This window comes from Acinetobacter sp. CAU_H_56, from assembly GCF_058599425.1.
Window position 1 is genome coordinate 535,567 of record NZ_CM178654.1, and the last position, 26,985, is coordinate 562,551.

Genomic DNA, 26,985 nt, shown 5'->3' on the forward strand with positions numbered 1-26,985 from the left:
AAGTAGGAGAAGGGTATGGTCACAGTACGTGAGCAACTGCCTGGGCGGCTCAATGAGTTGTCACAGGAGGCGACTGTAGAACATGCCGAACAAGCACAGCAGGATCTGACTGAATGGTTAGATCGGGTTCGTGGCATATTAGACGGGGCTCCCCTGAAGCAGCTCGAAGAAGTTGCCCGTTTAACCTTAGAAAAAGAGCTACAAAGTACGGTTCAGCATCGCTCTAATACCTTCTATACTGGTATTGAAATGGCGGATATTCTCGCGCATCTCTATGTCGATGAAGATACCTTATCCGCTGCCATGCTTTACCGCGCAGTACGTGAAGGCGTCATGCCACTGGCAGAAGTGCAGGAAAAATTCGGTGAACAGGTCTACAGTCTGGTCAAAGGCACGCTGTCCATGGGTAAGCTGTCTGAGCTGATTGAAAAAAATAAACGCCTGGAAGATCACTTTAATAATAACCAGCGTGAACATCTGTCTGGCATTTACAAGATGCTGATTTCAGTGACAGAAGATGTCCGCGTCGTGTTAATCAAGCTGGCAGAACGTACCTATGCACTGCGTGAGCTGGCCAATTCTTCACGTGAACGGCAAGAACGGGTCGCACGAGAAATCCTCACCATTTATTCTCCTCTAGCGCATCGTCTCGGGATTGCCCAGCTGAAATGGGAACTCGAAGATCTGGCCTTCCGCTATCTGGCGCCGGAACGCTATAAAGAAATCGCCTCTCTGCTGAATGAAAAGCGTCTGGAACGTGAACAATATATTCAGTTCGTGATTGATACATTGCGTGAAGAGCTGGCAGAACACGGCATTGAAGCTGAAATTAATGGCCGGGTGAAGCACATTTATTCGATCTATCGGAAAATGAAAAGCAAGAGCCTGAGCTTCGACCAGCTGTATGACATCCGTGCGCTGCGTGTACTGGTGAAAAGCGTACCTGAGTGTTATCACACGCTCGGGATCGTACATCAATTGTGGCGACATATTCCGCATCAGTTTGATGACTATATTACCAATCCGAAGGCCAATGGTTATCGCTCTTTACACACAGCTGTGATTGCGGAAAACAAGTCACTTGAAGTGCAGATTCGTACTTATACGATGCATGAAGAGGCTGAACTTGGCGTATGCTCACACTTCAACTATAAGGAAGGTTCGAAAAATACCGATACTTCCTTTAATCATCGTCTGCACTCCCTGCGTGCAGTGATTGAGCATTATCAAGAACGCAATGAAGCCAGCGCACATAAGGATGAAGAAGAGGAAGTTGAAAATTTTGAACACATTCAAGATTTTGAAGGCTTTGAAAAAATCTATGTGTTCAGCCGTGATGGTGATATTAAAGAGTTGCCGCGGGGTTCAACTGTGCTCGACTTTGCCTATCACGTGCATACGGAAGTCGGCAACAAATGCTATGCAGCCCGGGTCAACCAGCGCTATGTGCCTTTAACCTATGCCTTGAAAACTGGTGAACAGGTCGAGATTCTGACCAAGAAAGACCGTGAACCGAATCGGGACTGGTTGGTTAATTCACTGGGTTATATCAAGACTGCACGTGCCCGTGACAAGTTACGTCACTGGTTCCGTCAGCAGGATCGCAGTAAGAACCTGGAAGTGGGTCGTGAAATTCTGAATAAAGAATTGGCACGTCTGGCAATTCATCCAAAATCAATTGATCTGGGTGATTATTGCAACCATTTTAATGTGAAGAGTGGCGAAGATATTCTGATTGGTCTGGTGAATGGTGATATTAGCCTGCATGCCCTGATCAATCAGGTGAACCGTCATATGCATCTGGATCAGGATGAGCCTGAACTGGTGCTGAAACCCGCCTTGAATCCGCGTGCTAGCCATACCTTGTCTGCACATGGTATTCTGATTGATGGGCTGGATAACGTGGAACTGCATGTAGCCCAGTGCTGTCAGCCGGTACATGGTGAATCGATTGCGGGTTATATCACGTTGAATCGCGGTGTAAGCATCCATAAGGTAGCTTGTCCAGATTATGTACGCATGATCTCGCAAGAACCGGAACGTGCAGTAGAAGCCGACTGGGAAATGCAGCCGACTCGCGGTCAGAGCGTGCAGATTGTGGTGGAAGCCTATGACCGTCGTGGCCTGCTCAAAGATCTGACTCAGGTGATTTTCTCGGATCAGATCAATATCCGTCAGGTCAATACCATTTCTGAAGCAGATGGTATTGCCAATATGAAACTGCTGATCGAAGTCAAAGGTCTGGCTCAACTTTCCAAATTGCTGGCCCGTCTTGAACAGCAGCCGGGAATTATCAGTGCCCGCCGTCTGGTACAAGGTAACTGATTCTTTTTAGGTATGATTAGAAAAGCCCGCAATTCAATTGCGGGCTTTTTTGTTATAAGGTGTGCTGAAGAGGGAAAAGAGCAAATAATAAACATGAGTGCCACGGAAATATTTGAACTGAGAAGAAATAATCTGGCCAAAGTAATCGATCAGTTGATTGATAGCCAGCAGTTTAATAATGGCAAAGAGATTTGCGAGCACTTTGGTCTGTCTGCAGCCTATATTACCCAGCTACTGAACAGTAAGCGCCAGATTGGAGAGAAGGCTGCACGCGAGCTGGAACAGCAACTTGGTTTAGAAAGTTTAATATTGGATCGTGCTGAAGCACCTGTCATTGAAGTGGCATCTAGTCCTGCAAAAATGAATTTGTTCCAGATGCAGGTTGTTGAGCAGCAAGCCTTTAAAATGAAAGCCATAGACGCAGTAGAAAATCTTGTACCTTGGTTGAAATTGGAACCTCAGCATTATGCCATTCAGGTCACAGGACAGTATTATTTTCCGAGCCTAAAAGCAGGTTGGTGGTTGGTCTGTGATGAGCAAGCTGATTTACAGCCATCTGGCTTGATGTGTCTTTATTTAATTAATGGACTACAACTCATTGTGGAGCTGATTTCGGAAAACCAAGACAGCTATCAGATCCAAAGTCTGGATGAAAACCGCATGGTCAGTTTCCAGAAATCTGATGTAGCTAAAATCCACCCTGTGATTGCCATAGTGCCTCAGCATTCAATTTTCTTAAGATAGAAATAATTCAGCCCATCATAAGATGGGCTGAATAGCGAAATCGAAAATGTTAAGCTTATGGAAGCTGATTTTCGTCTTCAAACTCTGGTTTCACCTGAACAATAAAGTCCTGACGATTCAGACCGCGCCACAGGGCGAAGGCTGTACCAATATAGATCGAAGAATAGGTACCAACAAAGACACCCACAAACATCGCAATCGAGAACCATTTTAGACCAGCACCGCCCATGATCATCATGGCAACTACAACCAACAACAAGGTCACAGAAGTATGAATGGTACGGCGTAAGGTTTCAGTCAAGGCAATATTGATGATTTCAACAGGTTCAGCACCCCGGATCTTACGGAAGTTCTCACGAATACGGTCAGAGACCACGATGTTATCGTTGAGTGAGAAACCGATGATCGCCAGTAGTGCAGCCAGAACTGTAAGGTCAAATGGCCATTGCATCATGGCAAAGATACCGATGGTCACCACGATATCGTGGAACAATGACAGTACCGCACCCATCGCCAGTTTGAACTCAAAGCGGATGGTGACATAGACCAGCATCAGCAACAGGGCAAGGGCAACTGCACCTGCAGAACGCACATACAGCTCGTTACCGACCTGTCCACCGACTACATCGACCTTAGGTACCTGAGCCGCATTGCCTGGCAGCTGAACTGCTGCAGTAACGGCTTTGGTAAGGTCTTCTGCTTCAATATCTTCCTGTACCGGCATACGTACCATCAGGTCACGTTCCGAGCCCAGCGTCTGCACGACAGCATCATCAAAGCCAGCTTTGCTGAGTGCCTGAGTCACATCTTCCGATTTTACCGGATTGGTATAGTTCAGCTCCGCTGATACACCACCGGTAAAGTCCAGACCGAGGTTTAAGCCTTTGGTCGCAATAAAGAAGATGCTGGCGACCGTCAGGATGATAGAGAACACTGCCGCAGGCAATGCAACCTTCATAAAAGGAATCACGCGTTCGTCTTCAGGGCGACCGTACTGTTTCTGATTCAGTTGAGTATTTTCAGTCATCATCGATCTCCTAAATGCTCAACTTTTTCAAGTTACGTTTTTTGCCATAGATAATCTGTACGATCGCACGGGTTACGGTAATCGCCGTAAACATCGAGCAGACAATACCAATCATCAGGGTTACAGCAAAGCCTTTGATCGGACCAGTACCAATTGCGAACAGAATGAACGCGACCAGGAAGGTAGTTAAGTTCGAGTCGAAAATGGTGTTATAGGCTCGATCATAACCGGCCACAATAGCCTGTTTCGGCGAGGCCCCCCATTTCATTTCTTCCCGTATCCGCTCACAGATCAGTACGTTGGCATCGACCGCCATACCGATGGTAATTACGATACCGGCAATACCCGGCAAGGTAAGGGAAGCGCCAATCCATGACATTACTGTCAGAATCATTGCCAGGTTAACAACCAGCGCGAAGTTGGCAATTACACCGAATAGACGGAAGAATACGACCATCCAGATCGCTACCAAAATGAAGCCGATTTGAGTAGAGAGTACGCCTTTATCAATATTTTCCTGACCCAGACTTGGACCAATCACACGTTCTTCAACGAAATACATTGGAGCGGCCAGAGCACCAGCACGTAGCATCAGTGCAAGTTCAGAAGCTTCCTGAGGTGAGTCCAGACCGGTAATACGGAATTGAGAACCCAATACTGCCTGAATAGTTGCAGCGTTAATGACCACAGATTCAGTATATGGCGTACGCACTTCAGTTTGTGCACCAGTTGCCGGATCTTCTACGTAGCTGATCTTTTGCTTGTTCTCGATAAACAGTACCGCCATACGTTTGCCTACGGCATTACGTGTAGCATCTGCCATCAATTTACCGCCAGCGCTGTCCAGCGTAATATTAACTTCAGCACCGCCAGTATCCTGACTAAAGCCAGAGGATGCATTTTGTACACGTTCACCGGTCAAAATACGGTTACGGTTTAGCAATAACTGACGACCACTGTCCAGAGATTCATAAGCAAATGCCTGAGTACCTGCTGGAGCTGTACCACTTAATTGGCCAGTATAAGGATCGATATATTGATCATTCAGATCAGACACCAGACGGAATTCCAGGTTCGCCGTACGGCCCAAGACACGTTTTGCTTCTGCGGTATCCTGTACACCCGGAAGTTCAACCACAATACGGTTGCTACCTTGAGTTTGTACCAGTGCTTCAGCCACACCTAACTCGTTAATACGGTTACGTAAAGTAGTTAAGTTCTGGTTCACCGCATAAGATTCGATTTCCTGCTTACGCGTATCGGTATAGTTGAGGCGTAAAGTCGAACCAGTTTCAGTCGCCACTGCCTGCTGATTGAATTCATTGCCATTACGGCGCAAGAAATCCATCACGGCGGCACGATCATCATTATTGGCAAACTGCACAACAATGGTGTTATTGCTTAAATTCAGGCTATTGAATTTAAGGTTATTATCACGCAGCTGACGACGTAGGTCAGTTGCAGAGGTGTCCATGCGCTGTGCAATCGCCTTATCCATATCCACTTCGAGCAGGAAGTGAACACCACCACGTAAGTCCAGACCCAGTTTCATTGGTTTGGCACCAATTTTCTGTAGCCATTCTGGGGTGGTTGGAGCAAGGTTAAGTGCTACGACGTATTCATCACCTAAACCACGGCGTAAAGCTTCTTTGGCTTTCAGCTGCGCTTCACTTGAATTTACACGTAATAAAGCAGCGTTATTACTAAAGCTATTGTCGTGAGTTGCAATATTTTCAGTTGTTAAAATCTGCTCTGCTTTTTGTACGATGCCTGCGTCAATCTGAGTACCGGCTTTGGCACCCGAAATCTGTACAGCAGGTTCATCTGGATACAAACTTGGCAGGGCATATAAAGTACTGACCACCAGGACAACCAGGATCAGCACATATTTCCATGCTGGGTAACGCATTCGTTTTCTTCTTAAAATGAAAAAGTCGTGCGGGGAGCACGACTAATTTTGATTAAATGTTATTTAAAGTGCCTTCAGGCAGAACTGAGATCACACTCGCACGTTGAACTTTGACTTCTACACCGCGGCTCAGCTCAACGACTGCGAAATCACCTTCAATTTTAGTGATTTTGCCCATTAAGCCGCCTGCAAAAACGACTTCGCTGCCTACGCCAAGGCTGTCAACCAGAGCACGGTGCTCTTTGGCACGTTTTGATTGAGGGCGCCAGATCAAGAAATAGAAGATTGCAACAAAAACCGCAATCATCAAAAGGTTAGCCATCAAGCTTGGTTGTTGTGCAGCTTCACCTGCAGCGTGAGCAGTCGAAATAAATAGGCTCATTTCATTTTCCTAAAATAAAAAACTGGTGATCAACTTGATAATAAATTGACATATTCTTGCAATTTACCCTGTCTTTTTCCTCAGCGCAAATGCTGAAAGATTAATCTTGTGGACAAGGTGGAACTTCCAGGCCACGACGAGCGTAAAAGTCCTGAACAAATTCATCAAAAGTTCCGTTATCCAGCGCATTGCGGATATCTTCGGTAAAACGCTGGTAATAACGCAGGTTATGGATGGTACCGAGCATAGAACCCAGCATTTCTCCACATTTCTCTAAATGGAACAGATAAGCGCGGGTAAAGTTCTGACAGGTATAGCAGTCGCAATGTGGATCAAGCGGGCTTTGATCATGACGGTATTGGCTATTACGGATACGCACCAAACCATCAGTCACGAAATAATGACCGTTACGTGCATTTCGGGTTGGCATGACGCAGTCGAACATGTCTACACCGCGACGGATGCCTTCAACGATATCTTCTGGCTTACCCACACCCATCAGGTAGCGCGGTTTATTTTCCGGCATTTTGTTCGGAAGATAATCCAGTACCTTGATCATTTCTTCTTTTGGTTCGCCAACGGACAGACCGCCAATCGCATAACCATCGAAGTCAATCTCAAGCAGGCCTTTTAAGGATTCATCGCGCAGGTCTTCATACATCCCGCCCTGAATAATCCCGAACAGGGCATTTTTATTGTTGAGCTCATCATGATGATGTTTCTTGCAGCGCTCAGCCCAGCGTAAAGACAGTTGCAAAGATTTTTGCGCTTCTTCATGGGTTGCAGGATAAGGCGTACATTCATCAAAAATCATCACAATGTCAGAGTTCAGCGTGTGCTGAATTTCCATCGAAATTTCAGGTGAAAGAAAAACTTTTGAACCATCGATCGGGGAGCGGAAGGTCACGCCTTTTTCTTCAATCTTGCGCATTGCACCCAGACTGAAGACCTGGAAGCCGCCTGAGTCAGTCAGAATCGGTTTATTCCATTTCATGAAACCGTGCAGGCCACCATGCTGCTTGATGACTTCAAGGCCCGGGCGCAGGTACAAGTGAAAGGTATTACCGAGGATAATCTGCGCTTTAATGCCTTCAACATCACGTGGCAACATGCCTTTAACCGTGCCATAAGTACCAACTGGCATAAAGACGGGTGTCTCTACTATGCCATGTTCAAGCGTTAAACGACCACGACGGGCACGACCCGACTGACCTAATTTTTCAAACTTCATAAGAGTTCCAAATCAAGGCGAAAAAACAGTTCGCTGATTATTAATGCGAATTAAAGGGCGCTATTTTCCTTGATTCTGACCTTAAACGCCAGCATTGTAGAGAATTCACTCTGTAATTTTATTTATCGATGAATAAAGGAAATATCAAGTGAAAGGGGTGAATTTGCAGAAAACTGCTGTAAACGCTGCATGATTTCTTCCCGGCTCAAGGCACAGCTACCATCAGGTTCAGCCGCCATGGCAGCAATATGCAGGATCAGTTTCTGGATATAGATATTGCTGTCGATAAAATAAGATTCCAGCGTCAGTAAATAGGCATCCTGCGCCACTTGTAGATAGTCATAAGGCTCCATCGCCAGCATTTGTTCCAGGTCAATCAGGATGTCTTTGTCATTCTGCGAGAGTTTTAAACGCTTATTGACTGTCGGTTGAGACAAGGTCTGTCTGGAAGCTAAAAAGTCTTGCAATAAGCGACTGTCAGAATTGAGTTCAAGTGCAGATTGGTATTCACATTCGGGTTGGGTCGGAACGCTGAGAAAAAAGATAATCGAACCTAGATCCAGACCATAAGCTTCAGAAAGTCGATGTTTGGCTTGCTTAAAAGTTTCTAGCAATAACTCCAAGTGAGTAGCGGGAAGCTGTTTTTGCTGGGCTAAGACAGGATGGCCAAAACTATGCTGGGTTTTAAAATACTCTGCCAGCAAGGCTTTAACAGGTATAAGCTCGGATTGAGGAGAGCTCTGGCTTCTATAGCGCCATTTTCGCACATTCCAGCGATCCCGTTCGGCCAGATATTGCTGTGAATCTTCAGGGTCCTGAAAAATGCTACGTTCTGTGGAAATCGCCAGATCATCCAGCAGCAAAAATTCATCAAAGACCAGACTACAGGCATAGATTTCATCATCCTGATAACGGTCATACAGCTGATAAAATTCCTTGACCAGCGTCTGTTGCAAGTGTTCTAAATAATCCAGCATGATTTTTTATTCTTTTTATTGGATTTTATAAGTGTATTGCTTTATCTCTCGCTATTTCATCATAAGCCAATGTATTGCAAATCAAAAACTATAAAATGTAATGATTTTTCTCAGTGAAAGTTCGGACGATAGTCAAAGTTCTGACTCACGGTCTGGTCACGGAAAGGGCGTACGGCTTTCTTTCTGAGGAACATGTTATTGATAATATTGTGCGGGAAAATCTGGATCTGGTTATTGAAGAGTTCGACATTGCGGTTGTAGATGGTGATCGCAGCACCGACATTTTCATTCTGTTCTTCAATTTCATTCATCATTTTCAGGTAAATATTATTGGCTTTCAGTTCAGGGTAGTTTTCAATCACCACATTCAGGCTGCGCATCAGTTCTTTATTCAGGTTTTCAACCCGTTGTAACTGGGCAATATCGGCATCCTGAATATTCAGGTTCATAATGTTCTGGCGCAGTTCAGTAACTTTCTCTAAAGTCCCTTTTTCAAAACTGGAATATTGCTCAACCAGAGGTTGCAGACCATCCAGGATTTTTAGTTTTTGCCGCTCATAGCTAGCGACATCGGACCATGCACGAATAGTGGAGTTATGATGGCGCACAATGCTGTTACGAATCATGATAATGGCAATAATGACCAGAAGCGGGATAATGACAAAAACAAAAAATCCCATAAGAATAGTCCCCAGGAAAAAATAATTATTTTAAAAATTGCGTCAGATCAGTATGTAACTTTTCCAATTCTATTAATTTAAACGTTCTGAGATGGCCACGCAATGTGGAAATATCGCTAATTATGTCGTGTTTACTGGATACCTCAAATAAATCATGTGGTCCCAGATAACAGAGCATATGGCTCTCCGGGTGAAACAATAAATCGCCCTGACGCTGTTCAAAAAAGTCCGCCAGTCGAAGTACAAAACCAGGCGTGAGCAGTTTCGCCATTTGCATCGGATCGCTGCCAAAGAAATTTAATTTCTGGTTGGTGCGAATGTCGCTACTGTGCCAGGGATGAGCATACGGATAATGAAATTTCTTTCTGGAGGTAGTCACGGCTAGCCCCTGAATCTGAACATCAAAAACAAATACCCCCCAAAGGTCTTTATGTACCTGGGTCAGTTTGACCGGTTGACCTTCCTTATTGCGTACCTGAACTTCATGCACATAATGATATTGAAAGACCAGAACCTGATGTTGTTGACCATCTTCATCTTCCCAGACAGTGCTGGCATAGCGTGAAATTTCATTACTCAGAGAGCCTTGATTAAATACCGGGAACAGACGTTTTAAATGGCTAATAAAATGTAGGGGATTGAGCGGAATCGAGATATGTTGTGGCTGCTTCTGAAAAGCCAGCTGGTATTTTTTGGCGAGCGCCTCATCTTCCAGATAGCGAATGACTTCATCCAGTGGCTTTCGATGTTCATAGCTGATATAAGCCCAGAATACCAGTAGGCATCCAAAGAAAACACCGATTTGCATCCAGATATTAGCAGGCGCTACAAAGATGCAGCCAATCAAAAAGAGTCCGATTCCGGCTAGGGCAAACGGTAAATTATTTTCAAATTTTAAGCTAATTGGGCCGTTCCATGGATGCAAGCCATCCAATAATTCCTGATGGCTTTTGGCCTGACGACCCAGATCCCAGAGCCGGGCGATATTGCGAAACACTACTTCATTTTTCTTACGTCGAATATGAATGGAGTGCTGCACAGACTCGATCGGCATGGGGAGGGTTCCTGCTGATTATTGCGCTTGATCAATCAGCATGGCATCGCCATAACTGAAGAAGCGGTATTTGCTTTCAACCGCGTGTTTGTAAGCATTCAGGATGTTTTCGCGGTTAGATAGAGCTGAAACCAGCATGAGTAGGGTAGATTCCGGTAAATGGAAGTTGGTAATCAGACGATCCACTACTTTGAACTCATAACCCGGATAGATGAAGATTTGAGTATCACCGGTCCAGCCTTTCAGTTCACCACCATTGGCCTGAGCCGCACTTTCGGTCGCACGGGTTGCGGTCGTACCCACAGCAATTACTTTATTACCGCGTGCTTTGGTGGCTTTGATCAGCTCTATGGATTCATCCGATACCTGACACCATTCGCTGTGCATAATATGGTTTTCGATATCATTGGTACGAACCGGCAGGAATGTACCAGCTCCCACATGTAAGGTCACAAAGGTTTTCTGAATGCCTTTTTCTTCCAGTTTCTTCAGCAACTCTTCATCAAAGTGCAGGGAAGCGGTAGGAGCAGCAACACTGGCCAGTTTAGTCGGATCATTGAAGACAGTCTGATAACGAACCGTATCAATTTCTTCGGCTTCACGATTGAAATAAGGCGGAATTGGCAGTGCGCCGTATTTATCCAGCACATCCAGAATCGGCTGAGAAAACTCGACAATAAACAGATTTTCATGACGGCCTTGAACGGTGACTTTGACTTCATCTGGACCAATAAATAATTCTGCACCGGCTTTGGGTGTATTGCTGGCCTTGATATGACAGTGCGCAATGAACTGATCCATCATACGCTCAACCAGTACTTCAACTGCACCACCAGAGGCACGTTTACCTTTCAGGCGCGCTTTCATCACTTTGGTATCGTTCAGAACCAGCAAGTCGCCTTCATTCAATAAATCCAGTATATCGGTGAACTGGTGATCATGATATTGGCCTTGTGCATCAAGGTGTAACAGGCGAGAAGCACTACGTTGTTCAAGAGGATAGCGAGCAATCAGCTCATCAGGGAGATCGAAACTAAAATCAGAAAGTTGCATGACAATTTACGATAAAAAAACTGCGACTAGTATAAACTTTTTTCTTTTTTATGGCGGGAATTGCTCGATTATAAAACAAAAAAATAAGAATTGTTTTAAAATTAGGCAAATGTGTTTTTTCTGCGTTGACAAGTTTTTGAAACAGAGTAATATAGCCGTCATCCACTCCCGAGGTGGTGAAATTGGTAGACGCGGCGGACTCAAAATCCGCTGTCAGAGATGACGTGTCGGTTCGAGTCCGACCCTCGGGACCAAGATTCTGAAGAACCCCAAGCATATTAAGTCTTGGGGTTTTTTATTGCCTAAAAATAAGCATGTGGATGTGAACCTCATTGATTGATTGCATTCTTTATCTTTAGTTTTGTAAGGCATCTTTCAGAATAAGTACCTTAATCAGCACTTTAAATTCAGCTACTTAAATAAATGAATTGCCTTTATTCTGAATATAAAAAAGCCCCACTCACCAAATTTTTCTTTTTCACTATCAAAAATAAAATTCAGGAGTGGAGCTAGATACCACAGTCTTAATAAATTAAGAAAATTCACCCGTTGAGCGTTCTTTGGCCCAGTCACGCAGGATAAATTTCTGCAATTTCCCGGTTGAAGTTTTTGGAATCTCGGTAATCACTACATCTTTAGGTACTTTAAAACGCGCCAGATGTTGCTTGCAGAATTCGATAATCTCTTCGGCTGTGGCAGTTTGTCCTGCTTTCAGTTCGATAAAAGCACATGGCACTTCCTGCCAGCGTGGGTCTGGTTTTGCCACCACGGCTGCCGTAAGAATAGCAGGATGCTGATAGAGCACTTCTTCCACTTCTAGCGATGAAATGTTTTCACCACCTGAAATAATCACGTCCTTAGAGCGGTCGGTAATTTTCGCATAACCATCAGGTTGGCATACTGCTAGATCGCCAGTATGGAACCAGCCACCGGCAAAGGCTTCTGCAGTTGCTTCCGGATTCTTTAAATAACCTTTCATGACGATGTTGCCACGGAACATGATTTCACCCATGGTCTGACCATCATGTGGCACTTCCTGCATAGTGTCAGGATCAAGTACTTTCATGCCATCTTGCAATGGATATGGTACACCTTGACGAGAATGCAGTTGTGCCTGCTCCTGAATTGAAAGATCTGACCAGCCTGCCTGAGATGCACAGAGCGCAGAAGGACCATAGGTCTCAGTTAGACCATAGACGTGAGTCACATTGATGCCGATATTACGCATGCCCTCAATGATTGCAGCAGGAGGTGCAGCACCGGCTACCATCACTTCGACACGATGATCAAACTTGGTCTTTTTCTCTTCAGGGGTATTAATCAGCATCGATAGTACAATGGGTGCGCCACAGAAATAATCCACTTTATGTTCAGAAATGAGTTTAAAGATCAGTTCCGGATCAACCTTGCGTAAGCAGACATTCGTACCGCCATTGGCTGCCATAGTCCAGGCAAAACACCAGCCATTACAGTGGAACAGCGGTAAGGTCCATAAGTAAGTGGCACGCGGCATCATGCCACAAGCAATGATATTACTGGCTGCATTAATATAGGCGCCACGGTGATGGTAAACTACGCCTTTCGGATTGCCTGTGGTTCCAGAAGTGTAGTTCAGGCTGATTGCATTCCACTCATCATCCGGTAAATGCCATTCAAAATTGGCATCGCCTTGAGCCAGCCAGTCTTCATATTCAATTTGGCCGATACGGGTATCTTCACCCTCGAATTCTTCATCAGCCACATCAATCACATAAATGTCCTGCTGTGGAACGAGTGCCAAAGCTTCTGTTGCAACTGCGGAAAATTCTGGATCGACCAGCAGTACTTTGGTCTCAGCATGTTCCAGCATGAACGCCAATGTTTTGGCATCCAGACGGGTATTTAAGGTATTCAGGACCGCACCCGCCATTGGCACAGCAAAGTGTGCTTCGATCATCGCAGGTACGTTTGGCAGCAAAACTGAAACGGTATCATTTTTACCGATGCCTAAATTCTGGAGCTGGTGGGCAAACTGACGGCAACGATTGTATTTTTCACGCCAAGTAATACGACGCTTACCATGAATGATCGCGTTTTGATTCGGGTAGATATAAGCCGCGCGATCGAGATAGCGTAAAGGTGACAGCGCTACAAAATTGGCAGGGGTGCGCGGTAATTCATCGTATGCCTTAACCATTGTAAAACTCCGTTCTATATTTATTTTTCATATCCTGTTAAAAAAGATATGCAATTCTTGGAAGTCTTGCAGTTATGCTTTAGTCGAGTGCAAATGTATAATTTTAAAAATTTAAATAATTGAATATTAATAAAATTATTTTTAAGCACTGATTTTTTTGAACCTATGGGTTCCCATATTTGCCTTTTTAGGTATTTTACTCTAAATGGGTGTTAAAAATAGCCTCAGCCAAGGAATAATAATGAAAATACAACAGGCGGATGCAACATGGCACAACTGGTCAGGAAGCCAGTACAGTTCTCCTCAAATTTTTGAGCCTAAAGAAATTAATGAATTGCAAAATCTGGTGAAGTCACATGCGCAGATTCGTGTGGTGGGTGCAGGACATTCATTCAGTGCGCTAGCCAAAACCGATGAGGTATTGATTAGTCTGGATCATTTCAAAGGCGTGATAGATGCAAATGAAGCGACAGCTCAATGTACTGTACAGGCAGGAACGAGATTATATGAGTTGGGTGAATATCTAGCCCCTCTTAATCAGGCTTTGATCAACCAAGGTGATATTGATCAGCAAAGTCTGGCGGGTGCAATCTCGACCGGTACGCATGGCACGGGAATTGATTTACCGTGTCTATCTGCTTTCGTTCAAGGCTTTGAATTACTGACTGCAGATGGCGAATTATTGCAATGTGATGAGCAGCAAAATACGGAAATTTTTCAGGCAGGGCGGGTAGCACTGGGCAGTCTCGGAATACTCACCAAAATCACCCTGCAAAATCGGCCGCGTTATAAATTAAAAGAACAGATCCGGTTGTGTCCATTAAAAGACATATTTTCCAATATCGATCAATGGAAACATCAGCATCGGCATATTGAGTTTTGGGCATTTTTACATGCTGATCAGGTCATGCTGAAAACACTAGATGAAACGGATGAATGCATTCAGCCGAGAAAAGAAAGCTGGCCATCAGAAGACAGTTTATTGATGTTGTGCTCTGAATTGACACGGTTATTGCCGTTTACCAATCCTTATCTGCAAAAGCTGCTCGGTGTTTTTGTCAAACCGACCTGTTTTGTGGATTGGTCCAGTCAGATTTTCCCCACACCGCGTAATACCCGATTTAATGAAATGGAATACCAGATTCCGGTCGAACTAGGCTTGCAGTGTCTGGAAGAAGTGCTGCATTGTTTAAGGCAGCATCGTGTGCCGATGTTCTTTCCGATCGAGTTTCGTTATGTCAAAGCGGATGATATCTGGCTTAGTCCGTTCTATCAGCGGGATTCAGTTTCAATTTCTATCCATCAGTTTCATAAGCAGGATTATCATGTCATTTTTAATCTAATTGAACCGATTTTTCAGAAATATCAGGGGCGACCGCATTGGGGCAAATTGCATAGCATGCATGCTGCATCACTGCGCGATTTATATCCAAAATGGCCTGAATTTATAGCGCTACGTCAGCAGCTGGATCCGCAGCAAAAATGGCTGAATTCCTACTTGAAACAACTGTTTCTGGCTAAGTAGCAGGAGTAGAAGATGCGATCAACTTATTTTCAGCAACTGACTCAAGACCTAAAACAGCTGGGTACAGGTACACCACAACTGATTCTCGATTTGGCGCAATATCAGAATAATCTGAATGTTGTGCAGTCAAAGCTCCCTGTGCAATTAAAGCCACGTCTGGTGGTGAAATCCCTGGCCAGTACCGAGTTGCTTCAATTCGCTAGTGAAAAGTTGAATACCCAGCGTTTTATGGTATTTCATCTGCCACATCTTCAGGAAATTATCGGAGCATTTCAACAAGCCGACATTCTGCTCGGTAAGCCAATGCCGGTTCATGCAGTGCAGCGCTTTTATCAAAGCTTGTTTGGTCAAAAGGGCTTAAATCTTCAAGTAAATATTCAATGGCTGATCGATAGTCAGGCACGGCTGGAGCAGTATCTGCAACTCGCCCAAAACCTGAATTTCTGCCTGAATATAAATATTGAAATTGATGTGGGGCTGCATCGCGGAGGAGTAAGCAGTCAGGAACAGTTTGTAGCCCTACTCAAGCTGATTCAGCAGCATCCTCTGAATCTAAAATTTTCCGGATTAATGGGCTATGATGCGCATGTAGCCAAACTGCCAAAGATTCTCAAAAGACTTGAAAAAAGTTATCAGCAATCACAGCAGATTTATCAACAATTCAAGATGACGCTGCAGCAATTTCCTGATTTATGGCATGAAAACCTATGTTTTAATGGTGGCGGCAGTCCGACCTTTATGCAGCATTGCCAGCAGAGTGTTTGTAATGATCTGGCTTTTGGTTCCATGCTACTTAAACCCAGCGATTTCGATCTGGACAATCTCTCTGCTTTAAAATCTGCCTTGTGGATCGCCACTCCGATTTTAAAAGTGCTGCCTTATAGCCAGATTCCTGGACTGGAAATGCTGAATCATCTACCACATCAGCATAAAGCGCTATTTGTGTATGGTGGCTACTGGCAGGCGGACTATTATTTTCCAGAAAAAAGCCAGCCGCATGTTTTATATGGACGCAGTAGCAATCAGGAAATGGTTCTGGTACCGAAATCTTGCGAACTGAAAGTTGATGATTATGTGTTTTTAAGACCAACTCAAAGTGAAGCCATCATTCCCCAGTTTTCTCAATTATATGTCTATGCTGAAAGGCAATTTGAAGCGTGGCAAACCTTTAGAGAATAAATAATTTTTGAGAGAATAATGATCTTAACTCATTGCGGCTCAAAAGAACTTTTTGGTGATAAATCCTATTTTTATTAGGGAAAAGGTTTAATCATTGGCCCAAGCCGTGTAAAATTCTAGGCGATTTTTTATTTATCCACCGTTTTTATCTTTTGAGGTTCTCCCTCGATCATAATCTCGCGGTGACATGCTCCATGGTACGGGGCATCACTCCTTAAGGATTTCATATGCCAATTATCACTTTGCCAAATGGCGATCAAAAACAATTTGATCACGCCGTATCTGTGATGGAAGTTGCTCAAAGCATCGGTCCTGGTCTTGCAAAAAATACCGTTGCAGGTCGTGTAAACGATCGTCTAGTGGACGCGTGCGATCTGATTACTGAAGACGCAACCTTACACATCATCACGCCTAAAGATGAAGAAGGTGTCGAAATTATTCGTCACTCTTGCGCACACTTGGTGGGTCATGCCGTTAAGCAATTGTTCCCAGAAGCAAAGATGGTCATTGGTCCAGTCATTGAAGAAGGTTTCTACTATGACATCTGGATGCCACGTCCATTTACTTTAGATGACATGGCTGCGATTGAAGAGCGTATGAAAAAGCTCATCGATCAAGACTATGACGTCGTGAAAAAAATGACTCCACGTGATGAAGTGATTGCAGAATTCACAGCCCGTGGTGAAGAATACAAATTGCGCCTGATCGCAGATATGCCTGAAGAAACTCAAATGGGCCTGTACTACCATCAGGACTATCTGGATATGTGCCGTGGTCCGCACGTACCAAATACCAAATTCTTAAAATCATTCAAGCTGACTAAAATCTCTGGTGCTTACTGGCGCGGTGATGCGAAGAATGAACAGCTACAACGGATCTATGGTACAGCTTGGGCGGATAAGAAACAGCTCGCAGCTTATATCAAGCGTATTGAAGAAGCTGAAAAACGCGATCACCGTAAAATTGGTAAAGCCTTAGACTTGTTCCATATGCAGGAAGAAGCACCAGGTATGGTGTTCTGGCATCCAAACGGCTGGACCATTTACCAAGTGCTTGAACAATACATGCGTAAAGTTCAGCAAGAAAATGGTTACCTTGAAATCCGTACACCACAAGTGGTGGATTTCACGCTTTGGGAAAAATCAGGTCACGCAGCGAACTATGCTGAAAACATGTTTACGACTCATTCAGAGAACCGTAACTACGCCGTGAAACCGATGAACTGTCCTTGTCACGTGCAAGTGTTCAACCAGGGCTTAAAATCATATCGTGATCTTCCAATCCGTTTAGCGGAGTTTGGTTCATGTCACCGTAACGAGCCATCGGGTTCTTTACACGGCATCATGCGTGTACGTGGTTTTACCCAAGATGATGCGCATATTTTCTGTACTAAAGAACAAATCGGTACTGAAGTTGCAGACTTTATCAAATTGACACTAGACGTATACAAAGATTTTGGCTTTGAAGAAGTACAAATGAAGTTATCTACACGTCCTGAAAAACGTGTGGGTGATGATGCACTTTGGGATATGGCAGAAAAATCTTTGGCAGATGCTTTAGATGCTGCTGGCCTAGATTGGGATTTACAACCAGGTGAAGGTGCATTCTACGGTCCGAAGATCGAATTCTCATTGAAAGACTGCTTAGGCCGAATCTGGCAGTGTGGTACCATTCAATGTGACTTCAACCTTCCAGAACGTCTGGATGCCTCTTATGTCACTGAGGATAACGATCGTGATCAGCCTGTAATGTTGCATCGTGCAATTCTTGGCAGTTTTGAACGTTTTATTGGTATACTGATTGAGCACTACGCGGGCTTTATGCCACCTTGGTTATCACCAGTGCAAGCGTGTGTCATGAATATTACTGATGCTCAAGCTGAGGCTTGTGAGTCAGTCGTCGCGAAACTTAAAGAAAACGGAATTCGTGCAATTTCTGACTTGAGAAATGAGAAAATCGGCTTTAAGATTCGTGAACGTACTTTAGAGCGTATTCCTTACTTATTGGTACTTGGGGACCGTGAGGTAGAGGAAGGTACTGTGAATGTCCGTACCCGCTCAGGAAAAAATTTGGGTACTATGTCAATCGATGCTTTCGTTGACTTAGTAAAAGCAGCCGTTGCCGAACGCGGCCGGTACATTGTGGAGTAACAGCGATTAAACAGCCTGACCGTAATCAACAGGGCGGTAATAAATCAAACCGTCCTGCCTTGAATGATGAAATTCGTGCTAAAGAAGTTCGTCTTGTAGACGAAAATGGTGAGCAAAAAGGTATTGTAAGCCTTGCGGAAGCATTGCGCGCAGCAGAAAATGTTGAGCTTGATCTTGTTGAGATCGTAGCCAATGCTGAGCCACCTGTTTGCAAAATCATGGACTTCAATAAGCATTTGTTTGATCTGAAACAAAAGCAGAAAGAAGCGAAGAAAAAACAACATCAAGTCCAGGTGAAAGAAATCAAGCTACGTCCTGCGACAGATGTAGGTGATTACAACGTAAAATTACGTGCAATCATCAAATTCCTTGAAGAAGGAAACAAGGTAAAAATTACCCTGCGTTTCCGTGGTCGTGAAATGGCTCACCAACAACTGGGTCTGGCTCAACTGCAAAAAGTTGAAGCAGACGTCGTTGAATATGGTGTAGTTGAACAAGCGCCAAAAATGGAAGGTCGTCAAATGGGTATGCTGCTTGGTCCTAAAAAGAAAAAGTAAGCATCTCTTGATGAAAAAAGCCCTGCATTTGCAGGGCTTTTTTTATAAATTTAATCTTTTATTGAGCAGGGTAGGATTTTCCTGCTTCTACAATCGGAATATTGGCTTCAGTGGGTACATAAATTATTTGTTGAATACGGCCTTCACGCAGAGCTTCACCAAATGCACCAATAAATTCCTGCTTGCGATACTCAGGATAATCTTTAGCTGCCTGCCCAACGAGTTTAATAGCTTCTGCACGCAGTTTGGCACTTTCCAGTTCCGCTTTTGCAACTTGCACTTGAATCATTTTGGATTGTTCTGCTTCAGCCAATGCTGCCTGACCATCCATACCTTGTTTCCAAACTTTATAATGTGGCCAGCCAAACAATAGCAGTAAAATGACAATCAATAAAAAGAAGAGCAAGCTCAATAGCATGAATGGACTCAGGGCGTTGCGACGGACATAATTCATGGTGCACCTACGGCAGATTTTTTTATCTATGGTATTTATTGAATGTTTTATTCTGTTTCAGAAAAGCATAGCCGAAATTTTATGTAAATCAACTATATGTGGTGATAGGGGAAAGTCCCAACCAGAACACCATTTTTTAATAACTGCTTTTTATCCTTTGAAATCTGATGAGATAAATTTCTTTCAGCTTAAACTTCATGATTAAAATTGCTTTTGAATCAGCCTTTATGATCTTAAATTCCAAGCACTGTACATGGCTTGAATAATTTCCTTGGCTTGCTGGCGGGAAAACATCGATAAATGAATCCGGAATAATCTTAAACAGAGTCGGTCGCGCCAACTGGGCTGACAAAGAATAAAATCGAGAGTGCCATCCCGCTGATTAATTTGATGAGCGGGAAGTCTGGTTAGCCAACGTTTGGTACGGGCTTTAATTGAATCATATTGAGGATTGATAAAGCTATAATGGACGGCTTCACGATATAAACACAGGCTGATCCGGTAACCTGCCAAAGTGTAATAAATTGTCCGCGAGGTGATTTTTAGTTTAATGCTATATACCAAGAGCGATAGCATCAGGAAACCCAGCATATAGCCATAAAAGCTTGGAGACTCCTGCCATAAAAATACCAATCCTCGAATAAAACTGGAAGGAGGATCTGGAGTATGAAGGTATAAGGTCATCATAATCCCAACGGGATAGCAAAGGAGGAGAAGTCCCATGTGTTTCATCGTCTGGGCACTTTGATGAAACAGAATAATATCTGATGTGTTCATATTATTATTTTTATAAGGAGTAAAAATTGAACACTTTCAAGCTTAAGGATTCTGTCCTAAAAAAGAAAGACCCATTCGGGTCTTTCTTTTAGCGGGGGATTAGCTTTGTTGCTCGTTAGATTCATTTTTTTCAGCTAACAGCTTTTTGCCAATCGGAATCTGACGAGGCAATTTTTCTTCCGGCACATTGCGCTGCAATTCAATTTTCAATAAACCATTTTCAAATTCAGCTTGTTGTACCTCTATATGTTCATCCAGACGTAAAGACAGTTTGAATGAACGATGGGCGATGCCTTTATGCAGGAATTCCACAGTAGTATCTGAATTTTCTTCCACCGCTTTACCGCTAATGGTCAGAACCTGATTTTCCAGATTGATCTCTAGCTGGTCTTCATTGAATCCGGCAGCAGAAACCACAATGCGGTAATTGTTGTCGCCGGTTTTTTCAATGTTGTAATGCGGATAGTTCGGTGCCTCACTTTGCATTGCATAATCAAAAAGGTCATTAAAGCGGTCAAAACCGATACTACGACGGAATAGTGGGCTAAGACTGAAATTGCTCATTGATCTTACCTCCTGATCTCAGAAAAGTTTTTTAAACAACATGCAATTCTTCAATATGAACTCAGTGATTAGAAACAATCTCCTGAATAGATCATTGCTCTATTTCTAATATAGGATTGAGGCGAAGCTTTTCAAGCCTCAAGATTTAAAAATATTTGAACCCATCTTGGGCTAAAAATAATGCTTTGAATTTAGCGATTTTACTGCTGAATCTATAACAAAATATGCGGAAGTAAGGCTTTAAATCATGCTATAACTAGATCAAATTTCAATAATGTCATGTAAAAACGAAAAGGTAACAGGTAATAACATGATTGATCTCTATTATTGGGGAACGCCCAATGGCCATAAAATTACCATCGCATTAGAAGAAATGGGCTTGGAGTATAAAATTTTCCCGATCAATATTCTGGAAAATGACCAGTTTCAACCTGATTTTTTACGTATCTCTCCAAATAACAAAATTCCTGCGATTGTGGATCAGGATGGCCCGCGTGGTGAACCGATTTCAGTCTTTGAATCTGGCGCGATTCTGCAATATTTGGGTCGTAAAACCGGCCTGTTTTATCCGGATGATGAGCAGCAACGTGTTGAAGTTGAGCAATGGCTAATGTGGCAAATGGGTGGCTTGGGTCCGATGCTGGGGCAGAATCATCACTTTAGTCGTTTTGCCCCTGAGCGTATCCCATATGCTACTGATCGTTATGTCAATGAAACCAAGCGTCTATACGGGGTTCTGAACAAACAGCTGATTGGTCAGAAATATGTAGCTGGTGAGTATTCGATTGCGGATATGGCTATTTTGCCATGGGTGTTACGTCACGAATGGCAGCAAATTGATCTGGCTGATTATCCGGAAATACAGGAATATGTGACCCGCCTGACTGCGCGTCCAGCGGTTCAAAGAGCATTAGCAATACAGGTCAGATAAGTCTGGCCTTTGTGCTAAACTAGATAAAAGTAGATTAAACCACCTTTGGGTGGTTTTTTATTGGGTGAGTATATGAAAGATTTTTTCCTGAACTTTACTAAAATCGTGGAAACGAATCCTCGAATTTACTGGAGTATTATTTTCGGTATCGCAGCTTGTCTGCTGCTGTTCGTTGCTGAAATTGTGCATGTGGATCAGGTGATCAGTGCCTTGAATACCAAAGATCGTCAGATTTTAAATACAGCTCTTGAGCCGATTACCCAGAAATATCAATGGTCACGTATTTTGGTCATGGTTATGGCTATAGTCTGGGCTAATTGGGAATATCTTAAAGCCAAGAAAAAACTGGGTTTAAGCCGTTAGTCTCGGGATGTCCCTGTTTCTGCTCTTTCTTGCCGCTTTTGGTGCAGCCACTTTATTACCGCTGCAGTCGGAAGCGGTTTTGCTGGGTTTATTATGGCAAGGGAGCTATTCGGCGGCCTTGCTCATCATGATCGCAAGTGCTGGAAATATCTTGGGTTCCTGTGTGAATTGGTATCTGGGATTCAAGATTGAACAATATAAGCATAAAAAGTGGTTTCCAGTCTCTGAGCAGCAGATGCTTAAAGCTCAACGTACTTATCAGAAATATGGTTATTGGTCATTATTGCTGAGCTGGGTGCCGATTATTGGCGATCCAATTACGTTAATTGCCGGCTTGCTCAAGGAAAATTTTACCCGTTTTATCTTGATAGTCAGTATTGCCAAAATTGGACGTTATCTGTTTGTCTATTGGGCGTATGCGATGTTTTAAAAAAAGAGGCATAAAGCCTCTTTTTATTTGTATTCATCATTAGCGCGCAGGATTTTCCTGATTAAAGATCCTACGTGCATCAGAACTAAAAATTACTTTTCAGTCCCTTTGGTAATATCAACTCCAAACAGATCCTTGGTTCTCGCCCAGCTGATGGCAACCACCAGTAGGGTCGTGCTGCCACCAAACACTGTAGCCATAATCGTGCCCATATATTTCGCAGCCAGACCAGACTCAAAAGCACCCAGTTCATTACTGGATGAGACAAACATGCCGTTTACTGCAGCAACCCGACCACGCATATTATCGGGTGGGTAAATCTGTAAAATCGTCTGGCGAATCACTACTGAAATACTGTCACATGCACCAGTCATGGCAAGAGCAAACAGAGATAGCCACATCGAGTTGGAAAAAGCGAATAGCAAGGTAAAGACACCGAAACCTGCGACTGCAAGCAGCATATTACGCCAGGCATGTTGCGTAGGCGGAAAGCGGGTTAGGGCAATCATGGTTATCAGTGCGCCAATGGACGGGGCAGCCCGTAAATACCCCAAACCTTCCGGGCCAACCTTTAAAATATCCTCTGCAAAAATCGGTAAGAGGGCAATCACCCCACCAAACAGTACCGAAACCAGATCTAGGGAAATCGACCACAGTACAATTTTGCTGTTCCAGATAAAACGGAAACCATCGCCCAGACTATGCAGGACATTTTCAGTTTCAATTTTAGGAAAATCGCGCTTTTGCAGTAAGTTAATCAGAATAAAACAGATGCTGACCAGTACTGCGACAGTTAGAAGACTGGTTTCCCGACCTAAAAATGCCAGCATAAAACCACCGAGCATCGGCCCGATAATTACACCACTTTGCCAGCCAATTGTGGTCCAAGTTGCACCATTGGCATAGAGTGCACGTGGAATCAGAAAGGGTTTCAGTGAAGTTGCTGAAGGATTATAAAAGCCACGAATGGTACCCAGACAGAAAATGACGGCATAAATTCCCCAAGACAATTGACTGGTGCTGAGGTTTCCCAAGCCGTGATAATGAAACAGTGACCAGAGAATGAGAGGCATCGGAATGGCAAAAAATAAACAGATTTTCATAATAGTCTGCTTATTAAAACGATCCGCGACATATCCACCCCATAAGGAAAGGGAAATAAAAGGAATGGCTTCTGCCAGACCAATCAGTCCTAAGGTTAGCGGGTCTTTGGTAATCTGATATAGAGAATAGGCAACAATAATTTCCTGAATCAGAATGGCTAAAGTCAGGCAAAACTGATTTAAGGTGACAATAGAAAAGTCTCGGTAACGGAGTGCGGCAAACGCATCGGACTGAATGTGCATAAAAAGCTGCAACTGAAAAAATTGACAAATTATAAAGTGATATCGCAAGCAGTATATAAATTCATCATTCAATTCTTATCGTAAAAAATGCTAAGTTTGCAGATTCATCAAGAAAAAAAGACTAGTGCTTTTGTTTTAAGCAAAGATGCATTAGAATATCGGCTCCCTTACCTGCAGGGCGTTCTTGCAATGGTGCAGACGTGCCGAACAGGTGTTCAAAAGAGGTTGTTATGCCTAAGATGAAAACTCGCCGTGGTGCAGCTAAACGCTTCAAAGCGACTGCTAACGGTTTTAAGCGTAAACAAGCGTTCAAACGCCACATTTTGACCAAAAAATCTGCTAAGCGTATTCGTCAATTGCGCGGCTGTGTAATGGTTCACGTAAGTGACGTTGCTTCAGTTCGTCGTATGTGCCCGTACATCTAAGGAGATTATAAATGGCTCGTGTAAAACGTGGTGTACAGGCTCATCGCCGTCACAAAAAAATTCTTGCTCGCGCTAAAGGTTACTATGGTGCTCGTTCACGCGTTTACCGCGTAGCGTTCCAAGCGGTAATCAAAGCTGGTCAATACGCTTACCGTGACCGTCGTCAGAAGAAACGTCAATTCCGTGCTCTATGGATTGCGCGTATCAACGCTGGTGCACGTCAAAACGGTTTATCGTACAGCCGTATGATCGCTGGCTTGAAAAAAGCTCAGGTTATCATCGACCGTCGCGTACTTGCTGACATCGCTATGCATGACGCAGTTGCGTTTGCAGCTCTAGCTTCTAAAGCTAAAGATGCGTTGGCTGCATAAGTCTTTATGACTTAGAAAAAAGACCGCTAAAAGCGGTCTTTTTTTTATGCTTAAATAAAATCAGTGGGATCTTTGATTTTTTAAATCATTTATTTATTGATTTGGTGGAGATTAATTCTCCACCAAGCCAAAGTGATTATTTATTATAGACAATATATTTTATTAAAGCCCGAAATAGTAGCCAATCAGACAGATCACAATCGTGATCAGAATCAGTTTGATCACACTTGAAGCACCGGTTTTATGATGACTTTGTGGTCGTTCAGCTTTAGAGACTTTAACCGCGCGATCTTCAGTATTCATGCCCGCAAAAGGATCAGGCGCCACTTTAGGAGTGAGTTGTGCAGTTTTATAATGATTGGCCACTTTCACAATAAACTTGGCACTGATTTCATCGATTTTTTGTGCAAAGTGGCGCAGATTTAATTGCTGCTCTGGATTCAGTACCTGACCATCATCGTTATAAGGGTGTTGAATCTTCGTCTGAATAAAATCACTTAATGCATCCAGACGGTACAAGGTCTGATGAGCATAATCAGATGAATAATCCGTTGGTATTAAAGCAAGATGACTCGGATTTTCTGCATGAGACTGAATCGTTGGGGTAGTACCGTAATAAGGCAAACCAGTATAAGCAGGCTCAGTGAATCCTTGAGCTAAATGATGTTCAAATAATTCCTGTTCGGTATAGGTATGAATATCATCCCAGTTTGGTTGTACCAGATCAGCATCAATTCTTTTGGCCAGTTTATTATTCAGTTCATAACGCCAGAATACTTCATGACGTAAAGGCGACTGTTGGGCTTCCGGTGCTTCATAATCATTATCAGCGGTATACCATTCAGCCAGTTCCTTACCGATCATCCAGGCGGTTTTACCTTGAGCATGATGACTGATAATCACATGAGCCAAAGGAACCAGTTCGACATTGGCATTAGGGTTATTTTCATCTTCCAGTAAATGTGAAGAATGCAGACTAATACGACGAACCCCTTGTTTTTTCAGTCCTTCTAGCCAGATTTGAAAGTGCTGTGCCAGTAAATGCTGGGAAATCAGATCACGGAAAGTTAAATGGTGCTGATTAAAAATGGAGTGATTCAGCCAGCGGCTGAAACTGAGATCCTGAGTTAAAAACTCATTGCCATAAGTGACGAGGGTCAGTTGCTGTTTCCAAATTTGATCGAGTGCCATAGTGATTTGATCTGATTGATATTATGTTTATCTTATACTTTTTATAATTCATGATGCTATTCTAATTTTCATTAAAAGCGCACTTCATCAACTCGCCTAAAAACTGTTAGAATATGGGGTTTTTAAAAATATTTCTAACCTGTTGCTTTGAGAGTTACTATGTCACTGGAAGCCCTGACCACTGAAGCGCTCGCTGCGATTGCAGCAGCTCAAGACCTTGCTGCACTTGATCAAGTACGAGTGCAATTTACGGGGAAAAAAAGCCAGCTCGCGGAACAATCTAAGTCGCTGGGGAAAATGGATCCTGAACAACGTAAAGCGTTCGGGGCACAAATTCATGCAGTTCGTGAAGCCATCACTAGTGCTTTGACACAACGTCAGGCTGAACTGCAAAAAGCTGCACTAGAGCAAAAGCTTGCTAGTGAAACAATTGATATTACCTTGCCCGGTCGTGGCCAACAGGTGGGCAGCATCCACCCAGTGACCCAAGTACAAGAACGTATCTGTCAATTCTTTACCAAAGCAGGTTTCACAGTAGCGACTGGTCCAGAAGTTGAAGATGACTATCACAACTTCGAAGCATTGAATATTCCAGGCCATCACCCTGCACGTGCCATGCATGACACTTTCTACTTTGATGTAAACCATCTATTGCGTACGCATACTTCAGGTGTGCAGATTCGTACCATGGAAACCCAGCAGCCACCAATTCGTATCGTGTGCCCAGGCCGTGTATACCGTTGTGACTCTGACCAGACACATTCACCAATGTTCCATCAGATCGAAGGCTTATACGTTGCTGAAAATACCAGCTTTGCTGAATTAAAAGGTTTATTGGTAAACCTGCTAAACGAATTCTTCGAAAAAGATTTGAAAGTGCGTTTCCGTCCGTCTTATTTCCCGTTCACTGAGCCAAGTGCTGAAGTGGACATTATGGATGAGCGTGGCAAATGGTTAGAAGTTTTGGGTTGCGGTATGGTGCATCCAAATGTACTTCGCGCTGCGGGCATTGATCCAGACAAATACAAAGGCTTTGCATTTGGTTTAGGTGTAGAACGTTTTGCAATGTTGCGTTATGGCATTAATGACCTGCGTATGTTCTATCAAAACGATGTGCGTTTCTTACGCCAGTTTGCTTAAAACTTTTATTTAATCCTCTCCTAA

26 protein-coding genes and 1 tRNA gene are annotated in these 26,985 nt (G+C 43.5%); 13 read left to right on the top strand and 14 right to left on the bottom strand.

The features are described 5' to 3' along the window. The first annotated feature begins 15 nt into the window (after positions 1-15). Both AC4MCC_RS02645 and AC4MCC_RS02650 read left to right on the top strand, forming a co-directional pair. On the top strand, positions 16-2,325 hold the full coding sequence (locus AC4MCC_RS02645; protein WP_004783621.1) for a RelA/SpoT family protein: 2,310 nt from the start codon (positions 16-18) through the stop codon (positions 2,323-2,325). A 93-nt stretch (positions 2,326-2,418) separates the two neighbouring features. Next, positions 2,419-3,069 carry a hypothetical protein gene (locus tag AC4MCC_RS02650; RefSeq protein ID WP_491885656.1) on the top strand — a complete coding sequence of 217 codons (651 nt, stop codon included), beginning with the start codon at positions 2,419-2,421 and terminating at the stop codon, positions 3,067-3,069. 55 nt (positions 3,070-3,124) lie between these two features. On the opposite strand, the gene secF is transcribed toward AC4MCC_RS02650, so the two are convergent. From secF to queA, 8 genes are all read right to left on the bottom strand, one after another. After that, positions 3,125-4,099: a protein translocase subunit SecF gene (secF, locus tag AC4MCC_RS02655; protein ID WP_491885657.1), complete on the bottom strand. Its 975-nt coding sequence runs from the start codon at positions 4,097-4,099 to the stop codon at positions 3,125-3,127. 7 nt (positions 4,100-4,106) lie between these two features. Next, complete coding sequence (gene secD / locus AC4MCC_RS02660; RefSeq protein ID WP_159123076.1) at positions 4,107-6,005, bottom strand: protein translocase subunit SecD; 1,899 nt, start codon at positions 6,003-6,005, stop codon at positions 4,107-4,109. Between the two features lie 52 nt (positions 6,006-6,057). Beyond that, complete coding sequence (gene yajC, locus AC4MCC_RS02665; protein ID WP_004783613.1) at positions 6,058-6,387, bottom strand: preprotein translocase subunit YajC; 330 nt, start codon at positions 6,385-6,387, stop codon at positions 6,058-6,060. Positions 6,388-6,487: 100 nt separating this feature from the next. After that, positions 6,488-7,618, bottom strand: a complete 1,131-nt coding sequence (tgt, locus tag AC4MCC_RS02670; RefSeq protein ID WP_341121404.1) for a tRNA guanosine(34) transglycosylase Tgt — start codon at positions 7,616-7,618, stop codon at positions 6,488-6,490. 122 nt (positions 7,619-7,740) lie between these two features. Then, the gene (locus AC4MCC_RS02675) at positions 7,741-8,595 is read right to left on the bottom strand and encodes a hypothetical protein (protein ID WP_491876544.1); all 855 of its coding nucleotides are present in this window, start codon (positions 8,593-8,595) and stop codon (positions 7,741-7,743) included. Between the two features lie 110 nt (positions 8,596-8,705). Beyond that, positions 8,706-9,275: a LemA family protein gene (locus tag AC4MCC_RS02680; RefSeq protein WP_419375139.1), complete on the bottom strand. Its 570-nt coding sequence runs from the start codon at positions 9,273-9,275 to the stop codon at positions 8,706-8,708. A gap of 25 nt (positions 9,276-9,300) precedes the next feature. Continuing rightward, complete coding sequence (locus tag AC4MCC_RS02685; RefSeq protein ID WP_491885658.1) at positions 9,301-10,329, bottom strand: hypothetical protein; 1,029 nt, start codon at positions 10,327-10,329, stop codon at positions 9,301-9,303. 18 nt (positions 10,330-10,347) lie between these two features. Then, a complete protein-coding gene (gene queA, locus AC4MCC_RS02690; protein WP_491885659.1) occupies positions 10,348-11,382 on the bottom strand; it encodes a tRNA preQ1(34) S-adenosylmethionine ribosyltransferase-isomerase QueA in 1,035 nt (344 codons plus the stop codon). Between the two features lie 167 nt (positions 11,383-11,549). Between queA and AC4MCC_RS02695 the strand changes: the two genes are divergently transcribed. Next, positions 11,550-11,636: transfer RNA gene (locus AC4MCC_RS02695), tRNA-Leu, on the top strand. A 278-nt stretch (positions 11,637-11,914) separates the two neighbouring features. On the opposite strand, the gene AC4MCC_RS02700 is transcribed toward AC4MCC_RS02695, so the two are convergent. Continuing rightward, positions 11,915-13,558 carry an acyl-CoA synthetase gene (locus tag AC4MCC_RS02700; protein WP_419375136.1) on the bottom strand — a complete coding sequence of 548 codons (1,644 nt, stop codon included), beginning with the start codon at positions 13,556-13,558 and terminating at the stop codon, positions 11,915-11,917. A 241-nt stretch (positions 13,559-13,799) separates the two neighbouring features. On the opposite strand from AC4MCC_RS02700, the gene AC4MCC_RS02705 reads away from it, so the two are divergent. The 4 genes from AC4MCC_RS02705 (at position 13,800) to infC (ending at position 18,969) form a co-directional block, all read left to right on the top strand. Continuing rightward, entirely contained in the window at positions 13,800-15,083 is a 1,284-nt protein-coding gene (locus AC4MCC_RS02705; protein ID WP_491885660.1) for a D-arabinono-1,4-lactone oxidase, read from the top strand. 12 nt (positions 15,084-15,095) lie between these two features. Next, complete coding sequence (locus tag AC4MCC_RS02710) at positions 15,096-16,262, top strand: alanine racemase (RefSeq protein ID WP_491885661.1); 1,167 nt, start codon at positions 15,096-15,098, stop codon at positions 16,260-16,262. 227 nt (positions 16,263-16,489) lie between these two features. Continuing rightward, positions 16,490-18,412, top strand: coding sequence for a threonine--tRNA ligase (gene thrS / locus AC4MCC_RS02715; RefSeq protein WP_159123058.1), 1,923 nt, complete (start codon positions 16,490-16,492; stop codon positions 18,410-18,412). Between the two features lie 5 nt (positions 18,413-18,417). Further along, positions 18,418-18,969 carry a translation initiation factor IF-3 gene (gene infC, locus AC4MCC_RS02720; protein ID WP_081400954.1) on the top strand — a complete coding sequence of 184 codons (552 nt, stop codon included), beginning with the start codon at positions 18,418-18,420 and terminating at the stop codon, positions 18,967-18,969. 58 nt (positions 18,970-19,027) lie between these two features. Here the strand turns inward: infC and AC4MCC_RS02725 are convergent, their stop codons facing one another. From AC4MCC_RS02725 to AC4MCC_RS02735, 3 genes are all read right to left on the bottom strand, one after another. After that, positions 19,028-19,387, bottom strand: a complete 360-nt coding sequence (locus tag AC4MCC_RS02725) for an SPFH domain-containing protein (protein ID WP_373687226.1) — start codon at positions 19,385-19,387, stop codon at positions 19,028-19,030. Between the two features lie 261 nt (positions 19,388-19,648). After that, entirely contained in the window at positions 19,649-20,200 is a 552-nt protein-coding gene (locus AC4MCC_RS02730) for a hypothetical protein (RefSeq protein WP_491885662.1), read from the bottom strand. A 99-nt stretch (positions 20,201-20,299) separates the two neighbouring features. Next, positions 20,300-20,764 (bottom strand): Hsp20 family protein, encoded by a 465-nt coding sequence (locus tag AC4MCC_RS02735; RefSeq protein WP_491885663.1) that lies wholly within the window; start codon positions 20,762-20,764, stop codon positions 20,300-20,302. Positions 20,765-21,074: 310 nt separating this feature from the next. On the opposite strand from AC4MCC_RS02735, the gene AC4MCC_RS02740 reads away from it, so the two are divergent. The 3 genes from AC4MCC_RS02740 (at position 21,075) to AC4MCC_RS02750 (ending at position 22,488) form a co-directional block, all read left to right on the top strand. Continuing rightward, positions 21,075-21,695 carry a glutathione S-transferase N-terminal domain-containing protein gene (locus AC4MCC_RS02740; protein WP_419365700.1) on the top strand — a complete coding sequence of 207 codons (621 nt, stop codon included), beginning with the start codon at positions 21,075-21,077 and terminating at the stop codon, positions 21,693-21,695. Between the two features lie 72 nt (positions 21,696-21,767). Then, positions 21,768-22,058 carry a hypothetical protein gene (locus AC4MCC_RS02745; RefSeq protein ID WP_159123055.1) on the top strand — a complete coding sequence of 97 codons (291 nt, stop codon included), beginning with the start codon at positions 21,768-21,770 and terminating at the stop codon, positions 22,056-22,058. 7 nt (positions 22,059-22,065) lie between these two features. Then, positions 22,066-22,488, top strand: coding sequence for a YqaA family protein (locus tag AC4MCC_RS02750; RefSeq protein ID WP_419365702.1), 423 nt, complete (start codon positions 22,066-22,068; stop codon positions 22,486-22,488). Between the two features lie 92 nt (positions 22,489-22,580). Here the strand turns inward: AC4MCC_RS02750 and AC4MCC_RS02755 are convergent, their stop codons facing one another. Next, entirely contained in the window at positions 22,581-23,834 is a 1,254-nt protein-coding gene (locus tag AC4MCC_RS02755; RefSeq protein WP_491885664.1) for an MFS transporter, read from the bottom strand. A 230-nt stretch (positions 23,835-24,064) separates the two neighbouring features. On the opposite strand from AC4MCC_RS02755, the gene rpmI reads away from it, so the two are divergent. After that, complete coding sequence (rpmI, locus tag AC4MCC_RS02760; RefSeq protein WP_004278281.1) at positions 24,065-24,259, top strand: 50S ribosomal protein L35; 195 nt, start codon at positions 24,065-24,067, stop codon at positions 24,257-24,259. A gap of 11 nt (positions 24,260-24,270) precedes the next feature. After that, on the top strand, positions 24,271-24,630 hold the full coding sequence (rplT, locus tag AC4MCC_RS02765) for a 50S ribosomal protein L20 (protein ID WP_004647525.1): 360 nt from the start codon (positions 24,271-24,273) through the stop codon (positions 24,628-24,630). A 162-nt stretch (positions 24,631-24,792) separates the two neighbouring features. Here the strand turns inward: rplT and AC4MCC_RS02770 are convergent, their stop codons facing one another. Beyond that, positions 24,793-25,821 (bottom strand): hypothetical protein, encoded by a 1,029-nt coding sequence (locus tag AC4MCC_RS02770; protein WP_419365704.1) that lies wholly within the window; start codon positions 25,819-25,821, stop codon positions 24,793-24,795. A gap of 159 nt (positions 25,822-25,980) precedes the next feature. Between AC4MCC_RS02770 and pheS the strand changes: the two genes are divergently transcribed. Further along, the gene (pheS, locus tag AC4MCC_RS02775) at positions 25,981-26,961 is read left to right on the top strand and encodes a phenylalanine--tRNA ligase subunit alpha (RefSeq protein ID WP_034703065.1); all 981 of its coding nucleotides are present in this window, start codon (positions 25,981-25,983) and stop codon (positions 26,959-26,961) included. Positions 26,962-26,985: the final 24 nt, after the last annotated feature.